Genomic DNA, 25,334 nt, shown 5'->3' with positions numbered 1-25,334 from the left:
GACTAAGGTTCGAGGCATGACGGTCACCCTTCGCGTCGTGCTCGACCAGCTCGTCTCCGCCACCCACCCCGACCTCGCGATGGCGTCGCGCGGCCTGGCGGCGGCGCTCGCCGAGACGGCGCCGTCGGGCTGCGCGGTCGAGGCGATCGCTCCCGCGGGCACGCTGCCCGCCATCGCGGGCGTCGCCCCCGGCCGGCGCCTCCCGCTCGGCCGCCGCGAGACCGCCGCCGCATGGCAGCTCGGCGTGGTGGCCGGTGTCGGCGGGGGGATGATCCACTCGCCGACCCTGCTGGCCCCGCTCGTGCGGCACGACCGCGTGCACGACCACGACCAGACCGTCGTGACCCTGTGGGACCTGCGCGCCTGGGAGGCGCCCGACGAGCTGCCGCGCGCCGTCGCGATGGCCGAGCGGGGCCTGCTGCGCCGCGCCGCGCGCCACGCGGACGCGGTGATCGTGCCGACTCACGCGATGGCCGAGAGGCTGGAGGTCTACGCGCGGTTCGGCGAGCGGATCCGCGTGATCGCTGGCGCCCAGCCCGACGGCTTCGCCGTGCCCACGGACGCGGACGCCCGCCGCCGCGAGCTGAAGCTGCCCGCCGGGTACCTGGTGATGGCGGGCGGCACCGCCGCCTCCGACGGGCTCGCGGCGGGCTTCCGCGCGGCGGCTCCCACCGGACTCGACGTCGTCGTGATCGACGTGCCCGAGAGGCAGGAGGAGGGCGTCTCCGCGCTCGCCACCTCGTCGGGGGTGGCGGCGGACCGCGTGCACGCGCGGTCCGGGCTCGATCAGGGCGACCGGGCGGCCGTCCTGGGCGCCGCGGCCGTGCTCCTTGCGACGGGACTGCGCGCCGCGTGGCCCTGGCGCGTGGTCGAGGCCATGGCGCTCGGCACGCCGGTCGTCGCGGTCGACACCGACGTGCATCGCGAGGTCGTGCTCGACGGCGGCCTGGTGGTCCCCGAGGCCGGCCTCGAGGATGCGCTCGTCGACGCGCTCGCGGACGGCTCGCTCACGGGCGGCGCCGGCCGGCTGCGCGTGCTGGGGCGGGACAGGTCGCGCGCGTTCTCCTGGGCGGGGGCCGCCGAGCGCGTGTGGCAGGTCCACGCGGACCTCTGAAGCGACGACGCATCCAGCTTTCCCCGTGTCGCCCTGTCCTAGGATGAGTGCTCGTGCCGAGTGAACCCGAAGTCTCCGCGCCCGACCTGTTCGCGCACGTGCCGCGCTCGGAGTTCCAGACCCCCGGCACCAGCCGCGGGCTGCTCGACGTGTTCCGGTGGCACTACCTGCTGAAGCTCCTCGTGCGCACCGGCGTCACGACGCGCTATCGCAACTCGGTGCTCGGCTGGACCTGGTCGTACGTCCGGCCCGCCACGCAGTTCCTGGTGTTCTGGCTCATCATGGGCGTCTTCATGAAGCTCGGCGACACCGTCCCGAACTACCCGGTGTACCTGTTCAGCGGAATCATCGGCATCAACTTCTTCAACGAGGCGTTCGGCAACGCGACGCGGTCGATCGTCGGCAACGCGCCGCTCGTGCGGAAGGTCTACCTGCCGCGCCAGCTGTTCTCGGTCTCCGCGGTCTTCGTCGCGTTCGTGCACTTCCTCCCGCAGGTGGGCCTCCTCCTGATCGTCTGCCTGTTCATGGGATGGATCGTCAACATCACGGTCATGAGCGTGCTGGCGTTCCTCGCGGGCATCCTGATCCTGGCGATGGTCGCGTTCGGCGCCGGGCTGTTCTTCGGCGCCGTGAACGTGCGCTTCCGCGACGCCGAGCCGATCGTCGAGCTGCTGCTGATGCTCGTCACGTGGGCGTCGCCGGTCCTGTACTTCTGGACGATGGTGCGCGACGCGTTCCCCGGCTGGCTGCTGCAGCTGTACATGCTGAACCCCATCACCGTGGCGGTGGAGCTGTTCCACTACGCGTTCTGGGAGCCGGTGTCGCGCGGGCGGATCTCCGAGCTCGGCATCCCGCTGCACCCCGACCTGGGCTGGCTCACGCTGTGGGCCTCCCTCATCTCCTTGGCCACCATCCTGATCGGCCAGGCCGTGTTCCGCCGTCTCGAGGGGAGGTTCGCTCAGGACCTCTGAGCGACGCATCATGAGAGCCACCGCCCCCGTGCACACGCCGAGCATCATCGTCGACGGCGTCCGCAAGACGTTCATGCTCAATCACGCGCACTCGCTGAAGGACACGGTCGTCAGCTGGATCCGCGGCCGCAAGCTGTCGACGCAGTTCCACGCGCTCAACGGTCTCGACCTCGTCGTGAACGAGGGCGACTCGATCGCGATCCTCGGCTACAACGGCTCGGGCAAGTCGACCCTGCTCAAGCTTCTCTCCGGCGTCATGCAGCCGGACGGCGGGCACGTCCTGACGCGCGGCCGCGTCGCCGGGCTGATCGAGGTCGGCGCCGGCTTCCACCCCGAGCTGTCGGGTCGCGAGAACGTGTTCCTGAACGCCGCGATCCTCGGCATGCAGCAGAAGGAGATCGAGGCGCGGTACGACGAGATCGTCGCGTTCGCCGAGATCGGCCAGTTCATCGACCAGGAGGTCAAGCACTACTCGTCGGGCATGTTCATGCGCCTGGCGTTCTCGGTCGCGATCCACGTGGACGTGGATGTCCTGCTGGTGGACGAGATCCTGTCGGTCGGCGACGCGCCGTTCCGCGAGAAGTGCCGCGCCAAGTTCGAGGAACTCATCGCCGCGGGCAAGACGCTGGTGATCGTCAGCCACGACATGGAGATGGTGCGTGAGCTCTGCAATCGCGCGGTCGTGATCCGCAAGGGCGAGCTCGTCTTCGACGGCGACGTCGACGACGCCATCCGCGCGATGGGGGAGTGACCGGCCCGCATCAACGAGAACGCGCCCTCGGCTGAGCCGGGGGCGCGTTCTCGGTTTCGGTGCGGCTCAGCGGCCCATGCCGGTGTAGGTCCAGCCGGCGGTGCGCCAGGCGGTGGGGTCGAGGATGTTGCGGCCGTCGAAGACGACGGGGCGGGCGACCTGGGCGGCGGTGGTGACCGGGTCGAGGGCGCGGTACTGCTTCCACTCGGTGACGATCACGACGGCCTCGGCGCCGGTGAGGGCCTGGTCGACGGTGTCGGCGTAGTCGAGCTGGGGGTGCAGGCGGCGGGCGTTGGGCATGGCCTCGGGGTCGTGGGAGATGACCTCCGCGCCGAGGCCCTTGAGGCGGACGGCGACGTCGAGGGCGGGGGAGTCGCGGATGTCGTCGCTGTCGGGCTTGAAGGCCAGGCCGAGCACGGCGACGCGGTGGCCGTAGACCTGTCCGTCGAAGGAGTCCACGACCAGGTCGACCAGGCGCTGGCGGCGGCGGAGGTTGATCTCGTCGACCTGCTTGAGGAACGCGACGGACTCGCCCTTGCCGAGCTCCTCGGCGCGGGCCGCGAACGCGCGGATGTCCTTGGGCAGGCAGCCGCCGCCGAATCCGACGCCGGCGTTGAGGAAGCGGCGGCCGATGCGGTTGTCGTGGCCGATCGCGTCGGCGAGCTGGGTGACGTCCGCGCCGGTGACCTCGGCGATCTCGGCCATCGCGTTGATGAAGCTGATCTTCGTGGCCAGGAACGAGTTCGCGGCGACCTTGACCAGCTCCGCGGTGGCGTAGTCGGTCACGATCCGCGGCGTCCCGGTCGACAGGGCCGTCGCGTACACCTCGTCCAGGATCTGCGTGTCCTGCTCCCGGGACGCGTCGGCCACGCCGTACACGAGCCGGTCCGGCTCGATCGTGTCCTTCACGGCGAAGCCCTCCCGCAGGAACTCCGGGTTCCACGCCAGCCGCGCCCCGGCAGGCTCCACCAGCCCGGCCAGGCGGGCGGCGGTGCCGACCGGCACGGTCGACTTGCCCACCACCAGGGAGCCGGGCTTCAGGTGCGGGATCAGGCCCTCGACGGCGGAGTCCACGAACCGCAGGTCCGCGCCGGCGCCGTCGCGCCGCTGCGGGGTGCCGACCGCGATGAAGTGCACGTCCGCGTCCGCGGCGGCGCCCATGTCGGTCGTGAACGACAGCCGGCCCGACCCGATCCCCGCGGTCAGGATCTCCGCCAGCCCGGGCTCGAAGAACGGCGTCTCACCCGCGGCGAGCTTTCCGATCTTCGCCTCGTCGACATCGATGCCGACCACGTCGTGACCCAGCGACGCCATCGCCGCGGCATGCACCGCGCCGAGATACCCGCAGCCGATGACGCTCAGCTTCATCCCGAAAGGCTCCTCTCGTCGGGCCCGCGGCCGACCCGCGCGCACGCACGCCCTCCATCCTTCCATGGATGGGGAGCGCGGGCCGGTCCCGGCAGGTGGGAGGGCATCGGGCCCGTCTACCAGGCCTTCTTCACTTCTGTCACACTGTTCACATGCGTGCCCCCGACCACGTCCGCCCCGCCATGCCCCGCGGCGGATCCCCGGTGCGCGTGGCGCGCCTCCTCGCGACCTCGCTCGCCGCGCTCGCCCTCGTGGCCGGGCTGTTCCCGCTGGAGTCGGCATCGGCGGCGACGCCCGCCCCGACTCCGGCCGCCACGTCCGAGCCCGCCCCGACGTCCGAGCCCGCGGCTCCGGCCGCCACGGACGAGCCGGCCCCCGACGCGCCCGGCGCGTCCGAGGTGAAGGCGCCCCAGGCGGCCTCGCCCGATCCCGAGACCCCGACGCCCGAGCAGAAGGCGACCCCCACGCCGCCGGTCGCGAAGGTCCCGATGGATCGCGACGACCACCGGGCGGGGGCGGACCAGCTGGCCGAGCGCGACAAGGCCGGCGACGAGACCCTCGACGCCGCGAACCCCGGGAACGTGCCGTACCCCGCGTCGGGTTCCGGATCGGGCGGCGACGCGTCCTCGAGCCGCTTCGAGCTGGTCGCGCCCAAGGAGGCGTTCGTGCCGGCCGCCGCCGTGGTCGGCTTCGTGCCGGGCGACATCATCAGCAACGCGGTGTTCACCAATCGGTCGACCATGACCGCGGCGCAGATCGCGAGCTTCATCGACGGCAAGGTCGCGACCTGCCAGTCCGGCTACACGTGCCTCGAGGAGTACGTCGAGACGACGCCGACGCGCGCCGCCGACGCGTACTGCGCGCAGTACACCGGGGGAGCGAACGAGAGCGCGGCCCGGATCATCTCCAAGGTCTCGCAGGCGTGCGGGATCAACCCGCAGGTGCTGCTGGTCATGCTCCAGAAGGAGCAGGGTCTGATCACCCACACCTGGCCCAGCGACTGGCGCTTCACGATCGCGATGGGCATGGGATGCCCCGACACCGCCGACTGCGACAAGACCTACTACGGGTTCTTCAACCAGGTGTACGGCGCGGCCCGCCAGATGAAGATCTACGGTTCCAGCACCTACTTCACCTGGTACGCGCCGGGCGGGACGCGCAGCATCCGATACCACCCCAACTCCGCGTGCGGCTCGTCCGGCGTCTACGTCAAGAACCAGGCGACCGCGAACCTGTACTACTACACGCCGTACCAGCCCAACGCAGCCGCGCTCGCGGCAGGCTTCGGCACCGGCGACTCCTGCTCGTCGTACGGCAACCGCAACTTCTACAGCTACTTCCGGCTGTGGTTCGGCTCGACCGGGACCGGCGTCACGAGCGTCGCGGACGGCACCATGATCAAGGCCGAGCCGCACGTCTACCTCGTCACCGGTCGCAAGAAGGTGCACATCACGCGCGAGACCCTCGCGGAGTACCAGCGCGTGTTCGGCGCGCCGCGCACCGTGACGGCGGAGACGGCGGAGTCCATCCCGAACGGCGGTCAGGCCTCGTTCTTCCTCCGCAACGCGACCACGGGCGACGTGTCGCTCCTGCAGGGCGGGCAGCGGCATCACTTCTCGTCGTGCGCGCAGGTGTCGGCCTGGGGAGGCTCGTGCGGGACCGAGACCGTGCTGGCCTCGGCCGAGTACACGCGGGTGCCGACCGGAGCCGCGATCACCGGCTGGGCCCGCCGCACGTCCGGGGGCGCCATCCACCGGATCTCCGGCTCGACGCTCATCCCGATCTACAACGAGGCGAACGTCGCCGCCATCACGGGCGGGGCCGTGCCGTACGCGGCCGTCATGCCCGCCGCCAAGGCCGCGCAGTACCAGGTCACCGCGACGAGGTGGGCGCCCGGGCGCTTCATTGAGCCCGCGGCCTCCACGCGGACCTACCTGCCCACGTGGGACTCGCGCCTGCTGTACCTGCCGACGTGGCTGTATCCGGCAGAGATGGGGCTCACACGCGCGCGCGACACCGGCGTCCCGTCGACCGCGTACCAGGGCTACACGAGCGGGGGGACCCTCGCGCAGTTCGTCAAGTGCGGCAGCACGATCTACCTGCCCTCGCGCGGCACGCTGCAGCCGGTGACGGCCGCGGCGGTCGCCGGCTTCCCCGTGACGACGCTCGACGCGCGCACGTGCGGAGTGCTCGAGCTGTCCTCCGCCGCGCCGCAGACGCGCGTGTTCGTGCAGGGAGTCGGCCGCAGCGACGTGTACGTCGCCGAGGCCGGACGCTGGCGCCACATCGCCTCCCGGGGCGTCATGGAGGCCCTGACGGGCGGGCGCTGGCCGACCGTGCTCCGCCTGGCGGATGCGCTGATCGACCACCTGCCCAAGGGCACGCGCATCACGTCGGCCGTGCCGCCGTCCGGATCCGTCATGCAGGTGCGCGGCACCGACCCCGTGTACTTCACGGACGGCGCGAAGGCGTGGTGGATCTCGTCGTGGGACATCGGCGAGGAGTTCGGCATCCGCTCGCGGCACGCCGTCGTGTCGTCGCGCGAGGCGATCGCCGCCCTGACCGTGCAGACCCGCAACCGCCTCCGCCCGATCGTGAGCTGCCACGACGGGTACTACGTGGCCGCGCAGGGGCGCCTGCACCGGATCGCGCTCGCCGGGCTCGGAGGCCTGCCGGGCCAGGGCCTCGCCGCCGCCACGTGCGGCTCGCTGCCCAAGGCCGCCGCCGCCATCAGCGGGCGCCTGTTCGTGAAGGTGGGCACCACGACCTACGTGGCCGAGGCGGGTCGGATGCGCGCGCTGCGCGCCGGCGAGACGCCCACGTCGCTCAACGGCGGGAAGACGCCCACCGTCCTGACGTGGAACGCGGGCACGCTGGCGTTCGTGCAGGCCGGCAGCCGCTGACCCGGATCCCCGCTCCGGCGGCCGAGGGGTGATCCGCCGGCCGCCGGACGCAGGGGAGGGCGTCACTCGATGAGCAGGCCCTCGGCGCGCAGCTTGTCCTGGAGCTCGCCCGGCATGATCCACACCCAGCTCGCGTAGAACTCGATGCCCTCGACCGGCAGGGCGCCCGAGGCGCGCAGGTTCGAGTCGCCCACGCACGACACCACGATGTCGTACGGCGGGTTCGGCTCCCCGTTCGAGTCGACGCGGTCCACCACCGCGTCGGGCAGGATGCTCCATCCCAGCTTGTTGAAGTACACGCCGGGGAAGCCGCCGGGACGGCCGCAGGAGAAGTCGTACGCGATCTCGGTCTCGCCGGTCTCGGCCACGAACTCCTCGAACGCGGCGGTGTCGGCGGGCTGGATCTCCTCGCCCGCGCGGAACCGGTCGGACCAGGCATCGGCGCCCGCCGTGCCGGCGATGCCGAGGGCGAGGACCGCGGCGGGGGCGACGAGCGCCCAGCGCCGCACGACGAGGTAGCCCACGAGGCACGCGAGCACCGTGAGCGAGGCCCACAGCCAGAACCGGTTCTCGTTCGTGAACGACGGGATGACGCCCGGATCGAACGGCTCCGTCGGCAGCAGGAAGCCCCACGGGAGCACGCCGGCGATGTGCACGGGCGTCACGTGCGCCCACGTGGGCGCCTGCGGGGCGAGCCACACCAGCACGGGCGCGAACAGGGCGGCGGTGCCCGCGGTCGCCCAGGCCCAGATACCCGTGCGCACGCCGCGGATGACCACCGCGAGGCCGAGCGCCACCACGAGCGCGGACACGGGGTCGAGGTAGCGGCCATAGACCCACGAGTCCAGGCGGCGCCACGGGTTCTCCCAGAGGTTCCAGTCGTTGGCCCACGCGAGCACCGACAGCAGCCAGGACGCCGCGAGGACGCCGAACAGCCAGGTGGCGCGCCCCATCCGGAACCGGCGCACCTCCCGCCACGCGAGCACGACCAGCGCCACGAACCCGATCGCCACGAGCCCGTACGATCCGACCACCTGGTTCCAGGTCTGGCCGAGCGCGACGCGGACGAAGAACCCGGGAACGAAGTTCTCGATGTTCTTCATGACCGACTCGCTCTGATTCGGCTCCGACTCGAGCAGGACGTCGTTGAGCGTGTTGCCGATCCGCTCGACCGCGTACCAGGCGACGGCCAGCGTGAGCCCGCCGGCCAGCGCGGCCTGCCAGCGCTTCACGAGCAGGCCGACGAGCCAGACGCCGCTCGCGAGCACGACGGGCAGCATGCGCATGTGCGTCAGGTAGACCGCGGCGACGGCGACGGCGAACACCACCGCGCGCCAGATCGTGGTGTGCTCGAACAGGCGGAACGCCGCGAGGGCCGCCAGCACGACCAGCAGGAACAGGAGCCGCTCGCTCAGGACGTAGTCGGCCTGGATGGCGCGCGAGGGCAGCGTGGAGACGACGGCTGCCACCGTGAGCGCCTGCGGCAGGTCGAGGCGCATGCGGCGCACGAGAAGCGCGAGCGGCCAGATGGTCGCGGCGGCCAGCACCCAGCCGATGATGCCCGCGGCGCGGTACACGGTGTCGGGATCGTCGAGGAACCACCACAGCGGGGTGAGCAGGATGCCCCAGCCGGGGAAGTAGCCGGCGGAGCCGTACTCCGGCATCGGGTCGCCCGCGAGCAGGCGCGCCAGCTGCAGCAGGTGGAGCTCGTCGAACGGGAATGCCGGCTGGTCCGCGGACAGCCCGACGATCGCGGTCGTGACGAGGTTGGCGAGGATGGCGCCTGCCGCGACGATCCACCAGATGCGCGTCACCGCGCGGGGGTCCCGCGGACGGGCGAGCGCGACGGCGCCGACCGGGAAGGCCGGCGGGCGGGTGCGGCTCACGGGGTCGCCTCGAGGTAGCGCACGAGGCTCGCGTCGGCGTCCGGCGGGGTGAAGCCGGTGCTCTCGATCTTGGTGAGGTCGAGCACGCTGTTGCGCGGGCGGGGAGCGGTGGGCCGGTCGTTGCCGGCGTAGTACTCGGCAGTGGTGACGGGCGTGACGCGGGCGGGGTCGTGTCCGGTCAGCTCGTACACCCGGGCGGCGTACTGCGCCCAGGTGCGGGGCTCGCCGGCGCCCGTGAGGTTGTACGTGCCGTAGGGCGCGCGCGTCTCGAGCAGGTGCTGGATGCCGCGGGCGAGGTCCGCGGTGAACGTGAGCCGGCCGGTCTGGTCGTCGACGACCGTGGGGTCGACGCCGCGCTCGGCCAGGGACGCCATGGTCCGCACGAAGTTGCCGCCGTCGCCGATGACCCACGAGGTGCGCACGATGTAGTGGCGCGGCACGGTCGCGACGATCGCGTCGCCCGCGGCCTTGGTCTGCCCGTAGACGCCCAGCGGGGCGATCGGGTCGTCCTCCCGGTACGGCTCGGCGGCAGTGCCGTCGAACACGTAGTCGCTCGAGACGTGCACGAGCGTGATGTCGTGCTGCGCCGCGACGCGCGCGAGCGCCGCGACGCCCGTGACGTTCGCGGCCCACGCCTCGGCGCGGCCCTCGGGGGTCTCTGCGGCGTCGACAGCGGTGTGCGCGGCGGCGTTGACGATGACGCCGTAGTCGCGCCAGCGGCGCGCGGCGGCCAGGTCGGGGGAGGTGAGGTCCAGGTCCTCGCGGCCGGCGTACTCGATGTGCGCGGCGTCCCCCAACTGGGCGCGCAGGGCCCGGCCGAGCTGGCCGTTCGCGCCGATCACGAGCGTGCGGCGGGGCGGGACGGGCGTGGCGTCCGCAAGGCGCGGGTGCGCGCGGTCCTTGTCGGAGATCTCCGCCTGCTCGAGCGGGATGGGCCACGGGATGGCGACGGTCTCGTCGGCCAGGTTCAGGAACGAGTACGAAGCGTCGGGCGACCAGTGGTCGTTGACCAGGTACGTGTAGGCCGTGCCGGGCTCCAGCGTCTGGAACGCGTTGGCCACGCCGCGCGGCACGAAGATCGCCGTGGACGGGTCGATCTCGGCCGTGAAGACGTTGCCGAAGCCGGGGCCCTCGCGCAGGTCCACCCAGGCGCCGAACACGCGGCCGGTCGCGACCGACACCCACTTGTCCCACGGCTCCGCGTGGATGCCGCGCGTGACGCCGGGCCGGTCGTTGTAGGAGATGTTGTTCTGCACCGGGCCGAAGTCGGGCAGGCCCAGCGCGGTCATCTTCTCGCGCTGCCAGTTCTCCTTGAACCACCCGCGCGCGTCGCCGTGCACGGGCAGGTCGAACAGCAGCAGCCCCTCGATGGCGGTCGGCGTCGCGGCCAGCTGCTTGCCCAGCTCCGTCACGGCCGTCACTGCCCCTTGCTGGCGTAGAACGCCTCGACGCCGTCCTTGACCGGAGCCCACCACGCCTCGTTGGCGCGGTACCACTCGATGGTGTCCGCGAGACCGGCGCGGAAGTCCTGGAAGCGCGGCTGCCAGCCGAGCTCCGTGCGCAGCTTGGTGGAATCGATCGCGTAGCGCAGGTCGTGTCCCGGACGGTCGGCGACCAGGTCGTACGCGTCGCGCGGCTGGCCCATCAGCTCGAGGATCAGCTCGACGACGTCCTTGTTGTTCTCCTCGCCGTCGGCGCCGATCAGGTAGGTCTGCCCGATCTCGCCCTTGTCGAGGATGGTCAGCACCGCGGAGGAGTGGTCGTCCGCGTGGATCCAGTCGCGCACGTTTTCGCCGGTGCCGTAGAGCCTGGGGCGGATGCCGCGGATCACGTTGGTGATCTGGCGCGGGATGAACTTCTCGACGTGCTGGTAGGGGCCGTAGTTGTTGGAGCAGTTCGAGATCGTGGCCCGCACACCGAACGAGCGCACCCAGGCCCGGACCAGCAGGTCGCTGCCGGCCTTGGTCGACGAGTAGGGCGACGAGGGGTTGTACGGGGTGCTCTCGGTGAACCGCTCGGGGTCGTCCAGCTCGAGGTCGCCGTACACCTCGTCGGTCGAGATGTGGTGGAGGCGCACGTCGTGGCGGCGCGCGGCCTCGAGCAGCGTGTACGTGCCGATGATGTTGGTGTCGAGGAACGGGCGCGGGTCGTTCAGCGAGTTGTCGTTGTGCGACTCGGCCGCGTAATGCACGACCGCGTCGACCTCGCGGAACAGGCCGTCGACCAGCTCGGCGTCGGCGATGTCGCCCTGCACGAAGCGCACGCGGTCCTCGGGGAGGCCCTCGAGCGAGGCGAGGTTGCCCGCGTAGGTGAGCTTGTCGAGCACCGTCACGTGGTGGTCGGTGTGCTCGACGACGTGGTGCACGAAGTTGGACCCGATGAACCCGGCACCGCCGGTGACAAGAAGCTTCGACATCAGCGACCACGCTCCAGAACCTCGAGGAGGTACGAGCCGTACCCCGACTTCACCAGCTTCTGCGCCCGCTCGCGCAGCTCGTCGTCCGAGAGGAACCCCTGCCGCCAGGCGACCTCCTCGGGCGCGCCGATCTTCAGGCCCGTGCGGCGCTCCATCGTGCGCACGTAGTCGGCCGCGTCTGTCATCTGGTCGAACGTGCCCGTGTCGAGCCAGGCGGTGCCGCGGGGCAGCACCTCGACGCTGAGCTTGCCGCGCTCCAGGTAGGCGGCGTTCACGTCGGTGATCTCGTACTCGCCCCGCGCGGACGGCTTGAGGTTGCGGGCGATCTCGACCACGTCGTTGTCGTAGAAGTACAGGCCGGGGACCGCGTAGTTGCTCTTGGGGGCGGCGGGCTTCTCCTCCAGGGAGACGGCCTTGCCGTCGGCGTCGAACTCGACCACGCCGTACGCCTGCGGCTCGGCGACCCAGTACGCGAACACGGCTCCGCCGTCGACGTCGGCGAAGCGCTTGAGCTGGCTGCCCAGGCCGGGGCCGTACAGCAGGTTGTCGCCGAGGACCAGCGCGACCTTGTCGTCGCCGATGAAGTCGGCGCCGATCGTGAAGGCCTGGGCCAGGCCGTCGGGCGAGGGCTGCTGCGCGAACGTGATGTTCACGCCGAACTGCGAGCCGTCGCCGAGCAGCCGTTCGAACGCGGCCGCGTCGTGCGGCGTCGTGATCACCAGGATGTCCCGGATCCCCGCCAGCATCAGCGTCGACAGCGGGTAGTACACCATCGGCTTGTCGTACACGGGAACGAGCTGCTTGGAGACGCCGAGCGTGATCGGATGCAGACGCGTACCCGAACCACCGGCGAGGATGATGCCCTTCACCCGACCATCGTGTCATATGCGCTTGTCCGCATCCCTGGGAGGCGCGGTTGTTAGCATCGGGTTCCGTGAGCAGACGTGTCCGCAGGATCGGCTGGCCGATCGCTGCGGCGGCCGCCACGCTGGTGTTCGCGCTCGCGCGCCTCGCCGGGAATCCGCGCTTCTACTTCGCCGACGACACGCAGCTCGGATCCTTCGGCCAGTGGTGGCAGCTCGGCGACCTGCTGCGGCAGGGGCGCCTCCCGCTCCTCGAGCCGTCGGCGTGGCAGGCGGGCAACTACCTGGCGGAGGGGCAGTGGGCGCTGCTGAACCCGCTCAACTGGCTGATCGCGCTGGGCGCGCGGGCCTGCGAGGACCCGGTTGTGTTCGCGACCGTCGTCAAGATCGCGTTCCTGGTGCTGATGACCGTGGGCGTCTACCTGCTCGCGCGCTCCTTCACCGCCGCGCGGCCGTGGGCGGCGCTCGCCGCCGTGCTCGTGCCGCTGTGCGGCTTCACGGTCTACATGGACGCCGCCTCCTGGTCGACCGGCCTGTTCAACTCCGCGCTGCTGCCGTGGGTGTGGTGGGCCCTGCGGCGCGCGGTGGAGGCGTCGCGGTCGCCCATCCCGTACCTGGTCGCGAGCTACGTCCTCATCACATTCGGGTACATCTTCGGCGTGATCGTGCTCGTGGGCGTGCTGGTCGAGTCGCTCGTGCGCGCCGCGTGGATGCGCGACCGCGGGCGGATCGTCCGGAGCCTGCTGGCGTCGGTGTGGGGCGCCGCCTGGACCGTCGTGGTGTACCTGCCGGGGATCCTCACCGCCCCCGTGACCGACCGCGGCTCGTTCGTCGTGCGCAACTGGTTCTTCCTGAACGCCGATCTGACGGATCTCGCCGGTGCCGCCGGCCCCACCTTCACCGGCACGATCCGGACCTGGGACGGCGAGGTGCGCGCACCCGAGGGCGTGCTGGAGAAGGGCGTCATGCTGTGGACGGGCGAGGTCACGGACGCGCCCCTCGTGTACATCGCCTGGCTGCTGCCGTTCGCCCTGCTGGTGCTGCCGATGTCGCGTGCCGCCCTGCGTCGCTGCGTCCCGCTGCTCGCGATCGGCTCAGCGGCGCTCGTGGCCGTGCTGGCGCCGAGCCACATGGGGCCCATCCGCTGGCCGCTGCGGTTCATCCCCTACCTGGCGCTCGCCCTGCTGGTGCTGCTCGCCGTCGCCGCCACCCGCACGAAGTGGGGCGAGCTCTCTGCGCGCCGGATGCGCTGGACCGTCGCGCTGATCGCGGTGCTCGCGCTCGTGAACCTCGGGAACGTGCCGCTGGACTGGCGCGGCATCGTCGCCACGGCGGTCGCGCAGCTCGCGCTGCTGTGGGCGATCCGCCGCGTGGCGACCCGGCCCTGGCGCGAGGACGCGCGGCGCTTCGCGCTCGTCGCCGGTGCGCTCGGCGTGACGGCGGTCACCGTCGCGCTGCAGATCGTCGCGATGCCGGCGACCCCGCTTCCCGGCGGCGCCGTGCCGACGGTGGGCGAGATGCGGCAGGTGCTGAGCGAGGCCGACGGCGAGTCGTACGGCGACGCCATGGTCGTGGGCCGCGCGAGCGCGGGGGCGGGCGATCCGGCCTCCTGGCGCGAGCGCCTTCTCGCCAACCTCTGGTACCTGAGCGACACCGACGTCTCGAACCTCTACACGGTGCTGCCGTACTCGGAGTTCGTGCAGGACTTCTGCATGGACCTGCGCGGCGAGACGTGCGGCGACGGCCTGACGACGCTGTGGAGCGTCGACGAGTCGACGGGCGAGCGCGTCAGCGACCTGATGGGCGTCAGCACCGTCATCGCGATGCGCGCGACCTACCGGGATCAGCCCGAGCCCCCGGCCGGCTGGCACCTCGCCGAGGCGGGGGAGCACACGTGGCTCTTCCGGCGGGACGAGGTGCTCCCGGCAGCCGGAGGCGTCGTGTGGTCGGGCGAGGGCACCGAGGTCTCCGAGCTCGAGGCGACCGACACGTCCGTGAGCTTCCGGGTCGACTCGGTGGGATCGGACGGCCGGGTGGTGCTCAGCCGACTCGACTACCCCGGCTACGCCGTCGACGGCGCGGCGAAGGCCGAGCCGGTGCGCGACTGGCTGCTCACGGTCGACGTCTCGGGCGCCGCGCCCGGCGACGTGGTCACGGTCCGCTTCCTGCCGCCGGGACTGCCGCTGCTGGCGGGAGCCGCGCTGCTCGGCGTGCTGACCGCCGCCGGATGGCTCGTGGCGCGTCGCCTGCGCCCGCAGGGCCTCAGCCGGCCACGGGGCGCCGCGCCCACGTCGCCAGCTGCGACGCGTACACGCGGCTGAGCCCCTCGGGGAGGGGAGTGCGGGCCAGACCGTCCAGGTCGGGCCACACCCGCGAGCGCACGCGCAGGTCGAGGGCCTGACCCCGCGGATCGCCGCCGCCCAGCACGATGAAGCCGCGGCGGCGGTTCAGCCGCTGGAGCTCCCCGATCAGGGCGCCGATCGACACGGCGCGGCCGCTGCCGACGATCTTCACGGTGGTGGTGCCCGGCGCCGTCGCCGCGGCGCGCAGCGCGGCGCTCGAGAGGATCTGCGCCGCGTCGTCCTCGTAGACGTAGTCGCGGAGCGTGTCGAGCGGCACGTAGATCGATGCCGGAACCCCGGCGACGTGCGCCCGGGTGAGGATCGAGATCAGGCCCTGCGCCTTGGCGAGATCCTGGCCCGGGCCGTACAGGTTCGTGACGCGGGCGACGAGCGCCGTCCATCCGCCCGACGCGGTCGCCGCCGTGAGCGCCGCCTCCATGGCGAGCTTGCCCTCGCCGTAGGGTGAGGCGGGCGCGACCGGGGTGGTCTCGGTGAAGGGCGCGCCCGACGAGCCCGCGTAGGCGCCGCCGACGGACGAGGCGAGCACGACCGTCAGCCGGGCCCGCGCCGCGGGCGGGAGAGCGGCGAGTTCGGCGACGAACCGGCGGAACACGTCCACCTCGGCCTGGACGTGCTCGGGCGGCGTCGACGTGACCGCGCGGCCGGCCGTCCACGAGATCTCGAGCCGCTCGTGCGTCCCAGCCGCCTCGACGAAGCGCCGCAGCGCGTCCGCGAGCACCGCGCTCGTGTCGGCGCCGTCGTCCCAGTCGGGTACGTCGACGGCGAAGGGCGCGTCGGACCTCGCGCGCGCGACCGCCCTGCCGAGCAGCCCCCGGCCGATGATCCAGCGGCGGATCGTCACGACGTCCGGGCCGTCGATCCCTCGTGCGCGGCCCGCTCGGTGTGCGCGAGCGGGCCGAGGGCCGGGTCGCGCACGATCAGGTACGACGGCTTGCCGAGCGCCGTGCTCACGGCGACCCCGAGGTACTCGGCGATGATGCCGAGCGCCACGAGGATCACCCCGATGCCGAGCAGCAGCACGACCATGAGCGAGGTCCAGCCGGGCTCGTTCACCACGCCGGCGAGCCGGGCGATCACGAGGTACAGCGCGAACAGGAGGCCCGCGACGAACACCGAGGTGCCCGTCAGCGTGACGATGCGCAGCCCGCGCGTGCCCGAGGTGAGGACCATGCGCAGGAAGTGCCCGAACAGGCGCCGGTACGAGTAGCCCGAGCGGCGGTCGCCCTCCTCGCGCAGCGTCACGGGGGCCGTGGCGGTGCGGGCGGCGATCCAGCCGAGGGCGACATCCAGGTACACGCCGGTGCCCGCGTACGCGGCCACGCTGCGGCCGATCTCGCCGAGCACCAGCCGGAAGCTGTTGAACTCGGCCGCGTTGCCGCCGCCGAACACGGTCTGCAGGACGCGCTTCGACGCGCGCGAGGCGGTGTTGCGCATCAGCCCGTGCGGGGGCCGGTTGACCGGCGCTCCGTAGACGAGGTCCGCCTGCTCGTCGAGCGCCGCGTCGAGCAGCACGCCGATGTCGGCGGGGTCGTGCTGCCCGTCCTCGTCCATCGTGATGATCCACTCGCCGCCCGAGGCCGCCATCCCGGCGAGCGTCGCGGCGTGCTGGCCGAAGTTGCGGCTCAGCCACACGGGGGTGATCCACTCGTCGCCGCTCGCGAGCTCGCGGATCACGGCGTCGGAGCGGTCGGGGCCCCGGTCGTGCGCCAGGAGCACCTCCTCGACGCGCGCGAGGCGGCCGCCCGGCGTGCGGAACCCCTGGGTGAGGGGACGCAGCTCCCCGACGACGCCGGGCAGGGTGCGCTCGCCCTGGTAGACGGGGATCACGACGCTGATGCGGTGCACGTACGGCTCGGTCATCGCATCCTCCTCTTCAGCACACGATACGAGAGCCTCCGGGCGCGGGCCATGAGCGCGGCCCGGGCGTCCCCGATGCGGCGGTCGAGGCCCGAGAGGACATCCGGATGCGCCTCGCGCACCCACGCGTGGAACTCGCGCGCCTCGGCCGACTGGCGGGAGGCGAGGGCGACGCTCCACTGGGAGTCGCTCATCCGGAACGTGGCCCCCACCTCGGGGTCGGGGACGAAGTCGCCCTCCAGCAGGACGCGCGTGTACGTCGCCTGGTCGATCAGGTACGAGAACCGGTCGAACCAGCCGCCCGTGCGGGCCAGCACGTCGCGGCGCATCATGACCGAGGCGGGCTCTCCGAAGAGGTTGGAGCCCGCGCGCACGGCCCGGCGCACCGCCTCGGCGCCGGGCATGCGCCGGTCCAGGCCCCGCAGTCCCCAGCCGGCCAGCAGCACGTCGCCGTTCATGTCGATGAGATCGCGGCGGCACGCGGTCATCACCGCGCCGGTGGTCTCGAGCAGCGCCGCCTGGCGCGCCAGCACGCCGGGGCGCAGCACGTCGTCGCCGCAGACGAGCTTGATGAGCTCGCCGCGCGCCGCCTCGGTCACGCGGTTCCAGTTGCGACCCGCGCCGCCGCCCGCCTCGGTCTCGAGCAGCGCGACGCGCGGATCGTCCGCGAACCGCCGCATGACGTCGAGGGTGTCGTCGGAGGACGCGTGGTCGGCCACGATCAGCTCGAGGCCCTCGACCTCCTGGTCGAGGATCGAGCGGAGCGTCTCGTCCAGCGTGCGGCCGTTGTCGTAGGCGGGCACGACGACGCTGAGGCGGATGCCGGCGCTCATCGCTCCTCCTTCCTGCGGTGGAATGAGAACCGGCTGTGGCCGACGTAGCTGATCACCGCGATCACGAACGTGAACAGGAACTGCGCGACGATCTCGTTCATGCCCAGCAGGATCGTCAGGGGCGGGACGACGAGCTGGTTGAGCAGGAACGAGGTCAGGTACACCAGCTGGAATCGCCAGAAGTCCAGCCACAGGTGCCCCGTGACGCGGAACACGAGCCTCCGGTAGAGCACGAAGGCGGAGATGGTGCTGGCCAGGTGTGCGCACGTGATGATCACGAAGATGCGCCAGGGCGCGTCCGGCCACACGGCGGCCGCGAGCAGCGAGAACAGGATGAACCAGACGAAGCCGACGCCGGTGTTGATCGCGCCGACGAGCAGGAACGCCACGCGACGGTCCTTGATGAGCCGCAGCAGCGGGCCGTCGGGTGCCGAGCCGCCGCCGATCGCCTGCTCGGCGCCGCCGGGCAGCTCCGGCGCGTCGCCCGCCTGATCGGGGGCGGTCACGGCGTCGTCCGCCGCGGTGCGCCGACGAGGACGCCGAGCGCGATCGACGCGCCGGCCAGGGCGACGCCGAAGCCGATCCAGGTGGGCGTCGGGTAGAAGGCGGCCTGCGGACCGGACAGCTCGCGCGCCAGCGTGGCCGCGATCTCGAGGCCCAGCAGCGTCGTGCGGACCGCCGTCCACGCGGCCAGGGGCAGGGCGCGCGCCCACAGCAGGGGGAGCGCCAGGAACGGCGCCAGGAACGGCAGCATCGCGAAGAAGTACCGCGCGAACGCGCTGCCGCCGCCGGCGTGATGCATGATCTGCATGATCGCGATGCCGCCGCACGCGCACAGGGCGGTCGCGAGGATCACCAGGCGCACGGCGCGTTCGCGGCGCTCGCGGAGGACGTCGGCCACGTGCGCTACGAGCCCGATCAGGAGCGGCAGCGCGAACAGCAGCAGCGTCCACGGCAGCGGGGTCTCGAGCGCGCGGGGGAGCGGCGGGTACGTCCCGGTCGAGAACTGCTCGGTCATGCGCGTCCAGAACGCGGGGTCGCGCGTGACCTCGAGCACGGGCCGGGCGACGCGTCGCGTGTGCTCGGCCGCCCAGTCCGGGTGGCCGCCGCTCGCGTTGCCGGTGAGCGCGATGTTGCGCAGATAGAACCACAGGGACGATGCCACGACCGTGACCCCGGCCGCGACCGCGGCGGTCCACGCGTGCCGGGCGCGGAGGGGGCCGGGGAGGTGACCGATCACGATGACCGCGACCGCGAACAGCACCGCCACGGGCAGAAGCGAGAAGCGGGTCAGCGCGCATCCCGCGCAGGCGACGGCGAACAGCACGATGTCCCGGACCGGGGTGCGGCCCCTGGCCAGGCGCAGCAGGGCATAGAACGCGAGCGCGCTGACGAGGGCGGCGAGCGTGTCGGTGTAGACAGAGCCGCCCAGGCGCACGAACCAGACCGAGAGTCCGACGATCAGCGCCGACGCGAGGCCGATGCCTGCGACGGTGGGGAGCAGCAGGCGGGCGATGCCGCGGATCGCGTAGAGGAGGGCGATCGAGAGAGCGACCATCACCATCCGGCCCGCCATGCCCGCGCCCTCGATGTTCCCGGCGTCGGCCAGCGGACCGACGAACGGGGCGAGCAGGAGGTACAGCAGGGGCGGGTGGTGGGCGGTCCACTGAACCGGCGGGTGCACTCCGACCGTGTTGCCGAGCTCGAGCCCCTCCTCGAACACGGGCAGCTCGCCGTGCCACAGCTGGAAGGCGTAGTCGACATGCGCGGCCTCATCGCCGCTGGAGTAGATGGGCGAGGCCATGGCGTAGGCGAACGGCCCGCCGATCCCGAGGAGGACCAGCGCGACGTGCTCCAGGACCGCCCGGATGCGGGTCACGCGGGCGCTCATGCCGGCTCCGCCGATCCGGTGCGGCCGAGGCGTCGCCGGGCGAGCCGGGTCTCGACGCCGCCGACGGCCGCGAAGCCGAGGTCGACGGCCGTGAGCAGGACCCGGCTCAGCAGCACGAGCGTGACGATCTCGGCCGAGGCGAGCGTGCCGGCGAGGGCGGCGGCGAGCACGAGCTCCCGCACGCCCGCGCCCGCGGGCGCGATCACGAACAGGAATCCGATCACCCACGCGAGCGCGTAGCCGCCGATGCACTGGACGACCGTGTGCCACGTGGCCGGGGCGCCGAGGCCGATCGCGAGCGCCGCGACCGCGACGCCGGCCACGATCCACGCGAGCAGCGACCAGGCCGTGGCGACCGCGACGCCGCGCGTGGACAGCGAACCGCCCGCGGTGTCGAGCGGCTCCAGGCGCAGGATGCGCCACGCGAGCGCGATGAGCCGATTGAGGACGGGTGGGATCAGCAGGACGAGCAGCGGCACGCCGAACCACATCAGCCACGCCCAGTCGGCGAGCGCGGGCGTGGGTGCGACCGCGAACCCGAGCGCGCCGACGCCGACGCCCGAGACCAGGGAGATCAGCAGCGCGATCGTCATCGCGGCGACCGAGTGCCGGGCGGGGATGCCGTGGGCGCGCCCCAGATCCGCGGCGGCGGCGATGTTCCACACGCCGCCGGGGATGTACTTGCCGAGCTGGCTGACGCCGAACAGGGCCACGGCGGGGCGCACGGCCAGCGGGTGCCCGAGGTCGCGCACGATGCCGCGCCAGGCCTCTAGGGTCAGCCCCACGTACACGGCGCTCGCGAGCAGGGCGACGATGAGCGCCCACCAGGGCAGACGGGCCAGCGCGGCGGCGATCTCCTCCCAGCGGCTCGCGACGAACCACGCCGCGAAGCCGAGCGCGACCGCGAGGAACGCCCACTTGACGGCGGGGGAGCGCAGGACGCCGAGGACGCGCTTCATCAGGCGGATCCGCCGCGCGTCGCGAGCCGGTCCACGAGCGGCGCGACGACGTCGACCGCGCGGAACGACTCGGCGGCCGCGGCCGCGGCGGCGCGCGCGGCGGTCACGCGGTCGCGCGAGCCCGCGAGCTCCGCGATCACGTCGGCCAGAGCGGCGGCGTCGCCCGGCGCGGCGTAGAGCGCGGCGTCGCCGAAGGCGGCGCGCTGGGGCGCGGTGTCGCCCGTGATGATCGCGCAGCCGGCCGCGGCGCCCTCGTAGACCTTGTTCGGGACCACGCGGCGGGCCTTGCCGGAGGTCCCGAAGACGCCGAGGCAGACGTCGTGCCGCGCGACCAGCGCGGGCAGCTCGTGCGCGTCGACCCAGTCCAGCCACGTGACGCCAGGCAGGTCGCCCGCCGCCGCGCGTGCGGCGTCGTAGTCCTGGCCCGTGCCCACGATCGTGGCGGTGAACTCGGCTCCGGCCTGGTGTGCGCGGCGCAGAGCCTCGGCGATCGTCGGCGCGCCCTGGAGCGGGGTGAACAGGCCGAAGAAGACGAGCGACAGCGGGCCGTCGGCGGGGGCATCCGTCGCCGGGCGGGCGTCGAACCACTCGGCGCGCGCGCCGACGGGCACGTGCACGCCCTTGGAGCGATCGGGCAGCATCTCGAGGTGCTCGACCGTGTCGACGAGCACGATGTCCGCGGCCGCCAGCGCGCGGTGGTCGAGCTCCCGCAGCAGGCGGACGCGCAGGCCCTCGGCACCGCGGTCCTGCGCGGTGTCGCCCGCGAAGATCAGGTGGTCCAGGACGATGGTGGACCGGCGGAACAGGCGGCGGGCGAGGAGCACGTCGAAGTGCCCCATGTAGCCCACGAGCACGGCCTCGGGAACGATGCCGGCGCGGCGCATCGCGCGGGCGTCCCGGGCGAGCGCGATCCAGCACGTCAGCAGGCGCCACGCGAACGCGGGAAGCCGCCACGGCTGCTTCAGCATGCGCACGCGCTCGGCCGTGCTGAAGCCCAGCGGGCGGTTCAGCTCCCGCACCTCGAGTCCGCGCTCCCGCAGGCCGTCGACGATGATGCCGACGCGCGGGTGCTTGACCGCGTCGTACGTGCCGAACGAGACGATCACGACGTCGTCCGGGCCGATCCCGCGTCCTCCGTGGGCGCATCCACCACCGAGCCGGCCGGCCCCGGCAGCGTCACGTGCCGCACGTCGGCCGGGCGCGCATCCTCGCCGTACTGGATCTCCTTCAGGCGCTGCAGGGTGTCCTCGAGCAGCACGCGGTTCGTCCGCAGCAGGTCGGAGATGATCAGCAGCGCGAACGACAGCAGCGAGCCGACCAGCAGCGACGAGCCGAGGATGAGCGACTGGATGTGGTCGCCCGCGGTTCCCATCCAGTTCAGGATCAGGAAGCGCAGGAACGGGATCAGGCCGACGACCAGGAGCAGCACGCCGAGGGTCGTGAAGATCGTGTGCGGCTTGAACATGATGTAGCTGCGCATGATCGCCTGTCCCGACTTCGCCATGTGCTGGAAGATGTTCTTGAACAGGCGCGACTCGCGGGTCTTCGGGTTGGTCGTGATCGGCACGCTCGCGATCTTCAGGCGCTTGTTGCCGGCCTGGATGATCGTCTCCATGCAGTACGAGAACTGCGTGACGATGTTCAGGCGGATGAGCGCCTTGCGCGAGTAGGCCCGGAACCCGCTCGCCGCGTCGGGCAGCTCGGTGCCGGCGGCGAAGTTGACGACCTCGCTGCCGACGCGCTGCATGACCTTCTTGAAGGGCGAGAAGTGCGCGATGGTCGCGGTCTGGCGGTCGCCGATCGCGATGTCGGCCTCGCCGCGCAGCAGCGGCTGCACGAGGTCGCCGATCATCTGCTGCGGGTACTGGTTGTCGCCGTCGGTGTTCACGACGATGTCGGCGCCCATGACGCCCAGCGCGTACTCGACGCCGTCGCGGAACGAGCGGGCGAGGCCCATGTTGCGCGTGTGGTGCACGAAGTGGCGCACGCCGTACGACTTCGCCACCTCGACCGTGCGGTCGGTGGAGCCGTCGTCGATCACGAGCAGCTCGATCTCGTCGATGCCGGGGATCTCCTTCGGCATCGTCTCCAGGACGAGCGGGAGGGTCTCCTCCTCATTCAGGCACGGGATCTGGATGACGAGTTTCATGCTGCTCCTGAGAAAGTCTGTCGGGGACGGCGCATCTGTTCTCCTGCGTGCGCAGCTGCGGCACGATCGCGCACGAAGGCGGGCCGTGACCCGGCGAGCGAGTCTACCAAGCGCGATCCAGCCAGTCTGAGAGTCACGCCCGCGCGCTCGGCGGGCTGGGAGGCTCGCCCCGTTAGGATGGGGCGTCGCCGACCCCGGGGTCGCGGCTGACCTGTTCCCTACAGAAGGCACTCACTCGTATGGATCTGCTTGTCGTCGGCTCCGGCTTCTTCGGACTCACCATCGCGGAGCGCGCGGCCAACGCGGGCCGCAAGGTGACCGTGATCGACCGCCGTCACCACATCGGCGGCAACGCGTACAGCGAGAACGAGCCCACGACCGGCATCGAGGTGCACCGTTACGGCGCCCACCTGTTCCACACGTCGAACCCGGCCGTGTGGGAGTACGTCAACCGCTTCACGACATTCACGAACTACGTGCACCGCGTGTACTCGACCCACAAGGGCCAGGTCTACGCGCTGCCGGTGAACCTGCACACCATCAACCAGTTCTTCCAGGCCGCGTACACGCCCGACGAGGCGCGCGCCCTGGTCAAGGAGCAGGCCGGCGAGTTCGACGTCAAGACCGCGGCGAACTTCGAGGAGAAGGGCATCGCCCTCGTGGGCCGCCCGCTGTTCGAGGCGTTCTTCGCCCACTACACGGCCAAGCAGTGGCAGACCTCGCCCGAGAAGCTGTCGGGCGACATCATCAGCCGCCTGCCCGTGCGCTACAACTACGACAACCGCTACTTCAACGACACGTGGGAGGGCCTGCCGACCGACGGCTACACCGCGTGGCTCGAGCGGATGGCGGACCACCCCAACATCGAGGTGAAGCTGAACGTCGACTTCTTCGACGAGTCGCAGCCCCTCAACAAGAAGGCGCTCGTCGGCCAGGTGCCGATCGTCTACACCGGCCCGGTCGACCGCTACTTCGACTACGCCGAGGGCGAGCTCGCGTGGCGCACGCTCGACTTCGAGGAGGAGGTCCTGAACGTCGGCGACTTCCAGGGCACCTCGGTCATGAATTACCCGGACGCGGACGTGCCGTACACGCGCATCCATGAGTTCAAGCACTTCCACCCGGAGCGCAAGGACGTCTACCCGGACGACAAGACCGTCATCATGCGCGAGTTCTCGCGCTTCGCGACGCGCGAGGACGAGCCGTACTATCCGGTCAACACCGCCGACGACCGCGCGGGCCTGCTGGCCTACCGCGAGCTCGCGAAGGGCGAGAAGGACGTGCACTTCGGCGGCCGCCTCGGCACGTACCAGTACCTCGACATGCACATGGCCATCGGGTCGGCGCTGTCGATGTGGAACAACACACTGAACGCCTGACCCGAGCGCGGACCATCCCCGTGTCCAGCAGCCACGCCGTCGGCGCCCCCGGGACACCCCGGCGGTACCTGCACGCCCTCTGGCTGCTGTCGGCGCGCGACCTGAAGGTCCGTTACGCCACGAGCTGGCTGGGCTACCTTTGGTCGGTGCTGGATCCGCTCGTGATGAGCGCGATCTACTGGTTCGTGTTCACGATGGTGTTCCAGCGCACCGTCGGAGTCGAGCCGTACATCGTGTTCCTGATCACGGCGCTGCTGTCGTGGGTGTGGTTCAACGCCGCCGTCACCGACTTCACGCGGGCGTTCAACAAGGACGCCAAGCTCGTCCGGTCGACCGCGATACCGCGCTCGATCTGGGTGAACCGGATCGTGCTCAGCAAGGGCTTCGAGTTCCTGTTCGCGCTGCCCGTGCTCGCGCTGTTCGCCGTGTTCTCGGGCGCCGAGGTCGGCTGGGGCATCCTGCTGTTCCCCCTGGGCGTCGTTCTGCAGGCGGTCCTGCTGGTGGGCCTCGGCCTGCTCGTCGCTCCGCTGTGCGTGCTGTTCACCGACCTGGAGCGCACGACCCGGCTCATCCTGCGCGTGCTGTTCTACGCGTCGCCGATCATCTACGCGATCCATGACCTGCCGGGGTCGCTGCCCGCCGTGATGGCGTTCAACCCGCTCGCGGGCATCTTCACCCTCTACCGGGTGGGCTTCTTCCCGGAACTGTGGGACCCCTTCGCGGTCGCGATGTCCGCCGTGATGTGCCTGCTGTTCCTCGGCGTCGGCATCCTCGCGTTCCGCCGCCTCGAGCGCCCGCTGCTGAAGGAGCTGTGATGACGTCGCAGGCATCCGCACCCGAGCACGCGATCGAGGTCGCCGGCCTGGGCGTGCGCTTCCGCCGCAACCGTCGCGGGCGCCGCAGCATCAAGGACATGTTCGCCGACGCGTCCCGCCGCAGTCGGCCGGGGGAGTTCTGGGCCCTGCGGAACGTCTCGTTCACGGTGCGCCCGGGGGAGTCCATCGGCGTGGTGGGACGCAACGGCCAGGGCAAGTCGACGCTGCTGAAGCTCGTCGCGGGCGTGCTGCTGCCGGACGAGGGCACGGTTACCGTGAACGGCGGCGTCGCGCCGCTGATCGAGATCACGGGCGGGTTCGTGGGCGACCTCACGGTGCGCGAGAACGTGCGCCTGACGGCGGGGTTGCACGGCATGGCGAAGGCCGAGATCGCCCGGCGCTACGACGACATCATCGCGTTCGCCGAGCTCGAGGACGCGCAGGAGACCCCGTACAAGCACCTCTCCAACGGCATGAAGGTGCGGCTCGCGTTCTCGGTCGTGTCGCAGCTGGACGAGCCGATCCTGCTGGTCGACGAGGTGCTCGCGGTGGGGGACAAGGCCTTCCGCGCGAAGTGCTATCGCCGGATCGACGAGCTGCTCGACGAGGGTCGAACGCTGTTCTTCGTGAGCCACAACGAGAAGGACCTGCGCCGCTTCTGCACGCGCGGCCTCTACATCCGCGATCACTCGCTCGTCCTCGACGCCCCGATCGGCGAGGTCATCGACCAGTACAACGCGGACAACCCCGAGGCCTGATCGGCCAGGCCGTCGCGAGGCGAGCCGGTCTGTCGCGGTGCGCGTCGGACCTGTATGT

21 protein-coding genes are annotated in these 25,334 nt (G+C 71.7%); 8 read left to right on the top strand and 13 right to left on the bottom strand.

Annotated elements, in window-relative coordinates; genetic code table 11:
* Window positions 1–16 precede the first annotated feature (16 nt).
* Genes ACYVGN_RS09690 through ACYVGN_RS09680 form a run of 3 tightly spaced genes read left to right on the top strand, consistent with a single transcriptional unit; the run spans window position 17 to window position 2,836 of the window.
* Entirely contained in the window at window positions 17–1,114 is a 1,098-nt protein-coding gene (locus tag ACYVGN_RS09690; RefSeq protein WP_460790417.1) for a glycosyltransferase, read from the top strand.
* Window positions 1,115–1,167: 53 nt separating this feature from the next.
* A complete protein-coding gene (locus ACYVGN_RS09685; RefSeq protein WP_230667732.1) occupies window positions 1,168–2,085 on the top strand; it encodes an ABC transporter permease in 918 nt (305 codons plus the stop codon).
* 10 nt (window positions 2,086–2,095) lie between these two features.
* The gene (locus ACYVGN_RS09680; protein WP_055990309.1) at window positions 2,096–2,836 is read left to right on the top strand and encodes an ABC transporter ATP-binding protein; all 741 of its coding nucleotides are present in this window, start codon (window positions 2,096–2,098) and stop codon (window positions 2,834–2,836) included.
* Window positions 2,837–2,902: 66 nt separating this feature from the next.
* Here ACYVGN_RS09680 and ACYVGN_RS09675 read toward each other — a convergent pair whose 3' ends face one another.
* Window positions 2,903–4,204, bottom strand: coding sequence for a UDP-glucose dehydrogenase family protein (locus ACYVGN_RS09675; protein WP_460790415.1), 1,302 nt, complete (start codon window positions 4,202–4,204; stop codon window positions 2,903–2,905).
* Between the two features lie 152 nt (window positions 4,205–4,356).
* Here ACYVGN_RS09675 and ACYVGN_RS09670 point away from each other — a divergent pair, with 152 nt between their 5' ends.
* The gene (locus ACYVGN_RS09670; RefSeq protein ID WP_460790414.1) at window positions 4,357–7,107 is read left to right on the top strand and encodes an SPOR domain-containing protein; all 2,751 of its coding nucleotides are present in this window, start codon (window positions 4,357–4,359) and stop codon (window positions 7,105–7,107) included.
* 62 nt (window positions 7,108–7,169) lie between these two features.
* Here the strand turns inward: ACYVGN_RS09670 and ACYVGN_RS09665 are convergent, their stop codons facing one another.
* The 4 genes from ACYVGN_RS09665 to rfbA are packed head-to-tail and all read right to left on the bottom strand — an operon-like array spanning window position 7,170 to window position 12,278.
* A complete protein-coding gene (locus tag ACYVGN_RS09665) occupies window positions 7,170–8,993 on the bottom strand; it encodes a hypothetical protein (RefSeq protein WP_460790412.1) in 1,824 nt (607 codons plus the stop codon).
* Window positions 8,990–10,405 (bottom strand): dTDP-4-dehydrorhamnose reductase, encoded by a 1,416-nt coding sequence (gene rfbD / locus ACYVGN_RS09660; RefSeq protein WP_460790454.1) that lies wholly within the window; start codon window positions 10,403–10,405, stop codon window positions 8,990–8,992. Before rfbD ends, ACYVGN_RS09665 begins: the two co-directional genes overlap by 4 nt.
* A 5-nt stretch (window positions 10,406–10,410) precedes the next feature.
* Entirely contained in the window at window positions 10,411–11,409 is a 999-nt protein-coding gene (gene rfbB, locus ACYVGN_RS09655) for a dTDP-glucose 4,6-dehydratase (RefSeq protein ID WP_460790410.1), read from the bottom strand.
* A complete protein-coding gene (gene rfbA / locus ACYVGN_RS09650; RefSeq protein ID WP_055990295.1) occupies window positions 11,409–12,278 on the bottom strand; it encodes a glucose-1-phosphate thymidylyltransferase RfbA in 870 nt (289 codons plus the stop codon). The genes rfbB and rfbA overlap by 1 nt, the downstream gene beginning before the upstream one ends.
* Before the next feature lie 65 nt (window positions 12,279–12,343).
* Here rfbA and ACYVGN_RS09645 point away from each other — a divergent pair, with 65 nt between their 5' ends.
* A complete protein-coding gene (locus tag ACYVGN_RS09645; protein ID WP_460790408.1) occupies window positions 12,344–14,593 on the top strand; it encodes a hypothetical protein in 2,250 nt (749 codons plus the stop codon).
* Here the strand turns inward: ACYVGN_RS09645 and ACYVGN_RS09640 are convergent.
* Genes ACYVGN_RS09640 through ACYVGN_RS09605 form a run of 8 tightly spaced genes read right to left on the bottom strand, consistent with a single transcriptional unit; the run spans window position 14,535 to window position 22,324 of the window.
* Window positions 14,535–15,476 carry an NAD-dependent epimerase/dehydratase family protein gene (locus ACYVGN_RS09640; RefSeq protein ID WP_460790406.1) on the bottom strand — a complete coding sequence of 314 codons (942 nt, stop codon included), beginning with the start codon at window positions 15,474–15,476 and terminating at the stop codon, window positions 14,535–14,537. The two genes, ACYVGN_RS09645 and ACYVGN_RS09640, sit on opposite strands and share 59 nt — an antisense overlap.
* Window positions 15,473–16,495 (bottom strand): glycosyltransferase, encoded by a 1,023-nt coding sequence (locus tag ACYVGN_RS09635; protein ID WP_460790405.1) that lies wholly within the window; start codon window positions 16,493–16,495, stop codon window positions 15,473–15,475. Before ACYVGN_RS09635 ends, ACYVGN_RS09640 begins: the two co-directional genes overlap by 4 nt.
* A complete protein-coding gene (locus ACYVGN_RS09630) occupies window positions 16,492–17,325 on the bottom strand; it encodes a glycosyltransferase family 2 protein (protein WP_460790403.1) in 834 nt (277 codons plus the stop codon). Before ACYVGN_RS09630 ends, ACYVGN_RS09635 begins: the two co-directional genes overlap by 4 nt.
* Window positions 17,322–17,831, bottom strand: coding sequence for a GtrA family protein (locus ACYVGN_RS09625; RefSeq protein WP_055990283.1), 510 nt, complete (start codon window positions 17,829–17,831; stop codon window positions 17,322–17,324). Before ACYVGN_RS09625 ends, ACYVGN_RS09630 begins: the two co-directional genes overlap by 4 nt.
* Window positions 17,828–19,216, bottom strand: coding sequence for a hypothetical protein (locus ACYVGN_RS09620; RefSeq protein WP_460790401.1), 1,389 nt, complete (start codon window positions 19,214–19,216; stop codon window positions 17,828–17,830). Before ACYVGN_RS09620 ends, ACYVGN_RS09625 begins: the two co-directional genes overlap by 4 nt.
* Window positions 19,213–20,175: a lysylphosphatidylglycerol synthase domain-containing protein gene (locus ACYVGN_RS09615; RefSeq protein ID WP_460790399.1), complete on the bottom strand. Its 963-nt coding sequence runs from the start codon at window positions 20,173–20,175 to the stop codon at window positions 19,213–19,215. The genes ACYVGN_RS09620 and ACYVGN_RS09615 overlap by 4 nt, the downstream gene beginning before the upstream one ends.
* Window positions 20,175–21,281, bottom strand: a complete 1,107-nt coding sequence (locus tag ACYVGN_RS09610; RefSeq protein ID WP_460790397.1) for a glycosyltransferase — start codon at window positions 21,279–21,281, stop codon at window positions 20,175–20,177. Before ACYVGN_RS09610 ends, ACYVGN_RS09615 begins: the two co-directional genes overlap by 1 nt.
* Window positions 21,278–22,324, bottom strand: a complete 1,047-nt coding sequence (locus ACYVGN_RS09605; RefSeq protein WP_082543036.1) for a glycosyltransferase family 2 protein — start codon at window positions 22,322–22,324, stop codon at window positions 21,278–21,280. Before ACYVGN_RS09605 ends, ACYVGN_RS09610 begins: the two co-directional genes overlap by 4 nt.
* A 239-nt stretch (window positions 22,325–22,563) precedes the next feature.
* Here ACYVGN_RS09605 and glf point away from each other — a divergent pair, with 239 nt between their 5' ends.
* Genes glf through ACYVGN_RS09590 form a run of 3 tightly spaced genes read left to right on the top strand, consistent with a single transcriptional unit; the run spans window position 22,564 to window position 25,276 of the window.
* On the top strand, window positions 22,564–23,703 hold the full coding sequence (gene glf, locus ACYVGN_RS09600; protein ID WP_055990270.1) for a UDP-galactopyranose mutase: 1,140 nt from the start codon (window positions 22,564–22,566) through the stop codon (window positions 23,701–23,703).
* A gap of 20 nt (window positions 23,704–23,723) precedes the next feature.
* On the top strand, window positions 23,724–24,518 hold the full coding sequence (locus ACYVGN_RS09595) for an ABC transporter permease (protein ID WP_460790395.1): 795 nt from the start codon (window positions 23,724–23,726) through the stop codon (window positions 24,516–24,518).
* A complete protein-coding gene (locus ACYVGN_RS09590; RefSeq protein WP_460790393.1) occupies window positions 24,518–25,276 on the top strand; it encodes an ABC transporter ATP-binding protein in 759 nt (252 codons plus the stop codon). Before ACYVGN_RS09595 ends, ACYVGN_RS09590 begins: the two co-directional genes overlap by 1 nt.
* The last annotated feature ends 58 nt before the right edge of the window (window positions 25,277–25,334 follow it).

Source organism: Microbacterium lacusdiani (assembly GCF_054779895.1).
Note: the sequence above shows the minus strand (reverse complement) of the source record. Positions and strands in the feature narration are given on the sequence as shown.